General features: G+C 73.7%; 5 protein-coding genes and 1 riboswitch. Of the genes, 4 read left to right on the top strand and 1 reads right to left on the bottom strand.

The window, feature by feature from the left end; translation table 11 throughout:
* Positions 1–109 precede the first annotated feature (109 nt).
* The 4 genes from AC060L_RS32615 (at position 110) to AC060L_RS32600 (ending at position 4,988) form a co-directional block, all read left to right on the top strand.
* Entirely contained in the window at positions 110–1,831 is a 1,722-nt protein-coding gene (locus tag AC060L_RS32615; protein ID WP_483802590.1) for a PucR family transcriptional regulator, read from the top strand.
* Between the two features lie 247 nt (positions 1,832–2,078).
* Entirely contained in the window at positions 2,079–3,437 is a 1,359-nt protein-coding gene (locus AC060L_RS32610; RefSeq protein ID WP_483802589.1) for a type III PLP-dependent enzyme domain-containing protein, read from the top strand.
* 33 nt (positions 3,438–3,470) lie between these two features.
* Positions 3,471–3,650: riboswitch (M-box (ykoK) riboswitch) on the top strand.
* Between the two features lie 240 nt (positions 3,651–3,890).
* A complete protein-coding gene (locus tag AC060L_RS32605; RefSeq protein WP_483802588.1) occupies positions 3,891–4,607 on the top strand; it encodes an MgtC/SapB family protein in 717 nt (238 codons plus the stop codon).
* A 60-nt stretch (positions 4,608–4,667) separates the two neighbouring features.
* Entirely contained in the window at positions 4,668–4,988 is a 321-nt protein-coding gene (locus tag AC060L_RS32600; RefSeq protein WP_483802587.1) for a hypothetical protein, read from the top strand.
* A gap of 79 nt (positions 4,989–5,067) precedes the next feature.
* Here AC060L_RS32600 and AC060L_RS32595 read toward each other — a convergent pair whose 3' ends face one another.
* Positions 5,068–5,670, bottom strand: coding sequence for a polysaccharide deacetylase family protein (locus tag AC060L_RS32595; protein WP_483802586.1), 603 nt, complete (start codon positions 5,668–5,670; stop codon positions 5,068–5,070).
* Positions 5,671–6,022: the final 352 nt, after the last annotated feature.

Raw genomic sequence — 6,022 nt, 5'->3', positions numbered from 1 at the left:
CCGCCACCGGCTCCGGAATTCTCTGACATCTCGTCAGATCGCTTCAATGGAACCGTCGTTTAGGCTGGCCTGTCAGGCAATGCGTCGTGACCATGGGGAGGGACGGCCCGTGTCGACGGTGTCTTCGCGGCGGTGGGGCTCCACCGAACCGGACCGGACGCTGAAGGGGCTGCTGCTCCTCGCGGAGTCGGTGATCGAGGTCTGCCTCGCCCCGCTGGGCCTGGACGTCCCGGTGCTGAACCTGGACGTGTTCGACCGGCCGGAACCGGGGGCGAACCGCGGTGACCTGCTGGTGGCCGTCGGCGTCGACCCGAGGTCCGAGCAGGCCCTCGCGCTGGTCCGGGCGGCGGGGCGCGACCGGGCGGCCGGCGTGGTCTTCCGGGAGGAGGGCGCCGGCCTGCCGAACGAAGCACTGCGCGGCGCGGCGGCCGAGGCGGGGACGGCCGTGTTCTTCCGGCGGACCTGGGCGGACTGGGCACAGGTGATCGGGACGCTGCGGGCGGGCCTGGCGGTGCTCAAGGAGTCGGAGATCGCCAACGTACCGCTCGGCGACCTGCCGGCACTCGCCGAGGCGCTGGCCGCCCTGGTCGGCGGGGCGGTGACGATCGAGACCCCGCACTCGCGGGTGCTCGCCTACTCGTCCAACAACAAGGACGGCGACGAGCTCCGCCGGCGCACCATCCTGGCCCGCCAGGTGCCGCAGGAGCGGATCGAGGCGCTGCAACAGGACGGCTTCCTCCAGCAGCTCTGGCGCACGCACGGCGCGCTCCACCGCCGGGCGGACGGCGGCGTCCCCGAGCGGGCGGCCATCGCGGTCCGGGCCGGCGAGGAGATCCTCGGCTCGCTCTGGGTCGCGCCGGCCGGGCAACCGCTGCCACCGACCGTCTCCGAGGCCCTGCAGATCGCGGCTCGCGCGGCGGCGGCCCACCTGCTGCACGACCATGCGCGCCGGGCCGGGCAGCAGGAGCTGGTCCTGGAGGCGACCCGGGCCCTGTTGGAGGGCCGGGGCTCCGCCGACGTGCTGGCGGCGCGGACCGGACTCCCGCCGGCGGGCCGCTGCGCCGTGCTGGCGATCGCCGCCGGGCCGGCCGCAGCTGCGCCCGGGTCGGAGGCGGGCGCAGTCGGGTCGGGCGCGGGCGCAGTCCGGTCGGACGCGGGCGCCGCCACCGACGGCCGGCTGGCCGGCATGGCCGCGAGGCACTGCGCCAGGCGCGGCCACCAGGCGGTCGCGGTGGCCTCGGAGCGGGGCGCCCGGGTGCTGCTCGGCGGTCTGGAGGACGATCCGCCACGGGCCGCCGCGCAGCTGTCCCGCCTGAGCGACTCGCTCGCGCGCGAGCTCTCGGCCGGCCTCGGCCTGCCGGTGCGGATCGGCGTCGGCGAGGTCCGCTCCCGCCTCGACCAGGCACCGCAGTCCGGTCGCACGGCCGACCTGGCGCTGCGCGCCCTGCTCTTCGGCAGCCTGCCCCGCGCCTTCGCCCGTGCCGAGGACCTGCCGGACACGGTGGCCCTGCTGCACGTGCTGGACGCACTGCGCGATCTGGCGCTGCCGGCGGGCAGCTCGGTGACCCGGCTGGTGGCGTACGCGGCGCAGACCGGCGAGACGGTGCTGCTGGACACGCTGCGCGCCTACCTGGAGAACGCGCTGGACGGAGCGAAGGCCGCGCGCGCCCTGAAGGTCCCCGCCAGCACCTTCCGGTACCGGATGGACAAGGTGGAGAAGGTCTGCCGGCTCGACCTGCGTGATCCCGACGCCCGGCTGCTCGCGCAGGTGCAGCTGCGGTTGCTGAGCTCGGGCCTGTCCGGGCCCCAGGAGCCCGCCGACCGGCCCTGAGCCCGCCGCACCGGAGCGGCGCCGGGTTCGTCGCGCCGCACAGCGGAACCGGCCCGAGGCTGTCGCCGCGCACCACGTGGGGCGGTCCGGCACCGGCTCCCGCGCGGGTGGCGCGGCCGACACCCGGGAAATCCGCGTCCCCGGACGAAGACGCCACCGCCGGCCGCCGGGCAGTCTGGCGGTACGCCCCGGGGAGCTCTCCCGGGCGTCCACCGACGATCCAGCCGATCCAACGGAGCGTGGCCCTATGACCGGCCCCAAGCCGACCACCACCCAGCCGACCGATCACCAGGCAGCCGATCACGCGGCAGTCGATCACCAGGCGGCCGCGCGGCGCGAGCTGGTGCTGCGGGCAGCCGTCCGCCGGCAGCTGCTCGACCCCGAGGACGCGCTGCTCGCGGCCTTCGTGGACCTCGACGGGATGGCGGCGAGCGTCACGGCACTGCACCGCGCGTTCCCGGACTCGATGGACGTGCTGCACACCTTCGCGGCGAAGGCGAACTGCCTGGTCCCGGTGCTGGAGCGGCTGCGCGGCCTCGGCATGGGCGTCGAGGTGGCCAGCCCCGGCGAGTTCGCCCAGGCGCTGGCGGCCGGCTTCGACGCCGAGCGGATCGTCTTCGACTCGCCGGCGAAAACCCGGCGCGAGCTGGTCCGGGCGCTGGAGCTCGGCGTCGCGGTGAACGTCGACAACTGGCAGGAGCTCGACCGGATCGACGAGATCCTCCGCACCAGCGACTCCCGGTCCCGGATCGGCGTCCGGGTCAACCCGCAGGTCGGCGGCGGCACGATCGGGGCGATGAGCACCGCCACCGCGACCTCCAAGTTCGGCATCCCGCTGGCGGACGAGGGCAATGCCGACTGGCTGCTGGCGGCGTTCCGGGCACGCCCGTGGCTCAGCCGGATCCACGCGCACGTCGGCTCGCAGGGCTGCCCGCTGGACCTGATGGCCGAGGGGGTCGCCGCGGCCGTCGCCTTCGCCGAGAAGGTGAACGGCGAACTCGGGCGGCGCCAGGTGGTGGGCATCGACATCGGCGGCGGGCTCCCCGTGAACTTCGCCGGCGACGACACCGACCCCAGCTTCGCGACGTACGTGGACCGGCTGCGGGCCCACGCGCCCGCGCTGTTCGGCGGCGACTACCAGGTGGTCACCGAGTTCGGCCGCTCGCTGCTGGCCAAGAACGGGTTCACCGCCGCGTACGTCGAGTACACCAAGACGGCCGGGGGCCGGCCCATCGCCGTCACCCACGCCGGCGCCCAGGTCGCCGCCCGGACGGTCTTCATTCCCGAATCCTGGCCGCTGCGGATCACCGCGCACCACCCCTCGGGCGCCGCCAAGGACGGGGAGCCGGTGCCGCAGGACGTCGCCGGACCGTGCTGCTTCGCCGGCGACCTGGTCGCCCGGGCCCGGCCGCTGCCGCTGCTGGAGCCCGGTGACCTGGTGACGCTCCTCGACACCGGTGCGTACTACGCGACGACGCACTTCCGGTACAACAGCCTGCCCGAGCCGGCCGTGCACGGCTTCACCCTGGACGCCGAGGGCGGCGTGCACTTCGAGCTGCTGCGCCCGGCCGAGAGCATCGACGAGCTGGTGCGGACCGGCCGCTGACACGCTGCGTGTAGGATCGATGAGGTTTTGCAGAAGGCACCTCGTTCGGTGAGGCGTCTTCACGGACACAGGCCACTGACCCGACGACGTCGAGAGACGCCCAGGTTCAGGACAGATCTTCCCGACCTAAGGGTTGATCCCAAGTGGCTTCCCATCCATGCCGGGTGGGATCACGCCGTGGAGTGCCAAAGCTCTGACGAGTTGGGGTGTGCCGGCGACTTCCGTGCGCCGGTCCGCTCCTTGCCGTGTCGATCAGGCGCCCCCGTGCGTCCCGGCCGGAAGGAGGCGAGAGACATGGATTCGAGTTGCAGTAGTCCGGGTCATGAACGGCGACCCCTCATCCGCATGCCCTCGTCCTTCTCCGGCGCGCACCGACCGGCCTGACCCGATCCGATCTGATTGGTCGTCAGAGCGTGGCTGCCGCACGCCTGCAACACCTCTCGGAGGTGCCCTGTGCACACCCTGACCACGTTCGACTTCCTCTCCCGGCTGGCCACCGGGGTCGCCTGCGGCGCGCTGATCGGCGTCGAGCGCCAGTGGCGGGCGCGGCTCGCCGGGCTGCGGACCAATGCGCTGGTGGCGGCCGGCGCCACGCTCTTCGTGCTGTACAGCGAGGCGGTCGGGGACGCGGCGAGCCCGACCCGGGTGGCGTCGTACGTGGTGTCCGGCATCGGGTTCCTCGGCGGCGGGGTGATCCTGCGCGACGGCGCCGGCGTGCGCGGGCTCAACACGGCGGCGACGCTGTGGTGTTCGGCGGCGGTCGGGGTGCTCTCGGCCTCCGGCAAGCTCGACCTCGCGCTGTTCGGCACGCTCGCGGTGCTGCTCGTGCACGTGGTGCTGCGACCGGCCGCGCGGCTGCTGGACCGGGCACCGGCGAGCGGGACCGACCCGGACGCGGCGGTGCGGGCGACCGTGCACGTGGAGTGCGAACGGCAGGCGGAGTCGCACGTGCGGGCGCTGCTGCTGCAGGCACTGGCGGCGGCGAACCTGGCGCCGACCGGACTGCGGGCCCGGCGCGAGCAGACGGACGTGACCAGCGTGCGCGCGGTGGTGACGATCAGCGGGGACGTCGCCGCAGCGCTGGAGCAGGTGGTCACCCGGCTCTCGCTGGAGCCGGGGATCCGCGACCTGCACTGGCACCTGGACGGCGAGGAGGGGGAGGCGGCCTAGGCCCTCTCTCTCGGATCTTGCCGGGCGCGCGACGCTGAGCATCCACGACCGGATCCGTGCATGTCGCTGGACACGACCATCCACGGAATGGTCCTCTACACCGGCGTGGGCGTGGCGGACCACGGCAACACGATCGTGGTGGAGACCATCACCACCGACGGCACCGTCTACCGGACCTTCTGCGAGTTCGCGACCGGTAGCGCCCCCGTGGACTGCGTGACCGGCAATCCGGGGTGGACGGCGGTCACCGCGCAGCCGAACGCCCCGCGGCGCTCCGGCGCCCCGCCCTTCGGCACCGCGGAGCAGCACCGCCCCAGCCCCGCTCAGAAGACGCGGTCGATCAAGCTGATCTGGGAGCCGTACGTCCGGCGTCTGTCCTGACCCGTCAGGCGGCGCATACGTGCCGCCCGTCCCCGGCCACCGTGCCGGGGACGGGCGCACGCTCCTCACACCGTCAGGATCACGAGGTTCCGTCGGGGAGGACGAAGCTGTAACCGCTGTCGATCAGCTGCGGCAGGTAGCTCCGCAGGGCGGCGACGGTGTCGGAGCGGTCGCCGAGCCCGTCGTGGTCGAGGATGATCGACCCGGTCCTGGCGTTGCTCAGGACGCGGTCGGCGACGACCGAGGCGCCGGGGTTGGACCAGTCCTCCGGATCGACGGACCAGGCCACCGGTGCCAGCCCGAGGTCGGCGCAGACGGCCATCGAGGCGTCGGTGAAGTAGCCGCTCGGTGCGCGGAAGAGCGTGGGCGTCGCGCCGGTGACCCGGCTGATGATCTCGCTGGTCCGTTCGATCTCGTCGCGCGTGCCGTCGAGCGAGAGCTGCCCGAGGTTGGTGTGCGACCAGGTGTGGTTGCCCAGCCGGTGGCCCGCGTCGGAGACCTGGCGCGCCACGTCCGGATTCAGCTCGATCTGGGAGCCGACCATGAAGAACGTCGCGGTGACGCCGTACTGCCGCAGCACGGCCAGGACCTGCGGCGTGTAGTCGGCGCTCGGCCCGTCGTCGAGCGTCAGGGCCAGCGTCATCGACCCGGCGTTCACGTAGTACTGCGGTGCCGTCGGCACGCCGTCGGCCGGTACGAGCCCAGGTACGAGCCCAGGTGCCAGGCCCGGCGCCGAGCCTGGTGCGAGACCCGGCGCGCGGGCCGCGAGCGGGGCGGCCGCGGCGCGCCCGGCACCGCAGAGGGAGAACAGGGCCAGGCCGCCTCCGGCTATGAACAGCCGTCTTGAGGGGCCTCCTTGAGCATCGGTCATCATGGCCGAAGTCTTACCCGCCGCCTCGCCGTCGGCAGGTCGAGTGCGTCCCGGAGAGTGAACCGCCGTCACAGGTGCGTCTGCGCGCCCGGCTCCAGCGCGCCGGAAACCTGGCGCGGCTCCTGGACGGCCGACACGCGAACACTCGCCGACGTGCGCGGGA

Source organism: Kitasatospora sp. NEAU-69, assembly GCF_057158765.1.
Note: the sequence above shows the minus strand (reverse complement) of the source record. Positions and strands in the feature narration are given on the sequence as shown.

Excerpts from the sequence above, each read along its gene's own strand:
- AC060L_RS32610 (WP_483802589.1), top strand. The coding sequence starts at position 2,079 with ATGACCGGCCCCAAGCCGACCACCACCCAGCCGACCGATCACCAGGCA.
- AC060L_RS32600 (WP_483802587.1), top strand. The coding sequence starts at position 4,668 with ATGTCGCTGGACACGACCATCCACGGAATGGTCCTCTACACCGGCGTG.